Source organism: Mycobacterium intermedium (assembly GCF_002086275.1).
GTDB classification, from domain to species: Bacteria; Actinomycetota; Actinomycetes; order Mycobacteriales; family Mycobacteriaceae; genus Mycobacterium; species Mycobacterium intermedium.
In genome coordinates this window covers 1-1,355 of record NZ_MVHT01000239.1, presented here as the reverse complement: position 1 = coordinate 1,355, position 1,355 = coordinate 1, and the positions used below count along the sequence as shown (strand labels likewise).

At 65.2% G+C, this 1,355-nt stretch carries 1 protein-coding gene; it reads left to right on the top strand.

The window, feature by feature from the left end:
- Positions 1-54 precede the first annotated feature (54 nt).
- A protein-coding gene (locus tag BST27_RS30415; protein WP_139805494.1) for an IS3 family transposase occupies positions 55-1,325 on the top strand; the annotation gives its coding sequence in 2 pieces (ribosomal slippage) (positions 55-328 and positions 328-1,325; 1,272 coding nt in all).
- Positions 1,326-1,355 lie beyond the last annotated feature (30 nt).

The window sequence follows — 1,355 nt, the reverse complement described above, 5'->3', positions numbered from 1 at the left end:
TGAACCACCCCGGGTTTGATGCACACCTTCTTTCGAGGGAAGGTTGTTCGCATCATGGCGAAGAGGTACGACGAGGAGTTCAAGGTCCGGGCGGTGCGGTTGGTCAGTGACCATGCCGAGGAGTACGCCACCCGCACGGGGTGTATCAGCGCGGTGGCCAAGCGGTTGGGGGTGTCATACGAATCGCTGCGTCGCTGGGTCAACCAGACCGAGGTCGACGCCGGCCGGCGTGACGGGGTCTCGACCGATATGGCGCGGGAGAACCGAGAGCTCAAGCGCAAGAACCGCGAGCTTGAGGAAACGATCGAAATCCTCAAGGCGGCAACAAGTTTCTTCGCGCGGGAGAGCGACCCGCGACACCGTTGATCTGTGCGTTCATCGCCGAGCATCGCGCTCGGTTCGGGGTCGCTCCGATCTGCCGCGTGCTCTCTGAGCACGGCTGCCAGATCGCCCCGAGAACGTTCTACGCCTGGCTGAGCAGGCCCCCGTCAGCGCGGACGCTGTGGGACACCGTCGTCACCGAGGTGCTGGCCGGCTTCTACGAGCCTGACGAGCAAGGTCGGCGCAAGCCGGAGTCGCTGTACGGCGCCACCAAGATGTGGGCCCACCTGCAACGCCAGGGCATCGATGTGGCCCGCTGCACGGTGGAGCGGCTCATGCGGGCCAACGGCTGGCGTGGGGTCACCCGGCGCAAGAAGGTCCGCACCACCATCGCCGATCCCGCCGCGGCGCGGGCCGCTGATCTGGTCAAGCGGCAGTTCCGGGTGCCGGCCCCCAATGTCCTGCTGGTCGCAGACTTCACCTACGTCCGGCTGTCGGGCGGGGCGTTCGTGTACACCGCGTTCGCCATCGACGCCTACGCCGGCCGGATCGTGGGGTGGACCTGCTCGGCCAGCAAGGAGGACCGGTTCGTGCGCCACGCGATCCGCCATGCCGCGCAACTTCGTATTGATGAGGGTAATCCGTTGTTGGGCAACACTATTCATCACAGTGATGCGGGCTCGCAGTATACGTCTGTGCGGTTCGGGGAAACGCTTGCGCTGTCCGGGCTGGTGGCCTCGATCGGCACGGTCGGAGACGCCTTCGACAACGCCTTGGCGGAGACGACGATAGGGCTGTACAAGACCGAAGCCATCCGCGACGACTCACCGTTTCGCCGCGGCCCGTTGCACCGCCTGACCGACGTGGAATTGCTCACCGCCGAGTGGGTGCACTGGTACAACACCGACCGGCTCATGCACCGCCTGGGCCGCATCCCACCCATCGAATACGAGAACGTCCACTACGCTACAAACGCGGCCCACTCAGAGGCTGCACACCCATAAACCGGTGTGCATCAAACCCGGGGTGGTTCA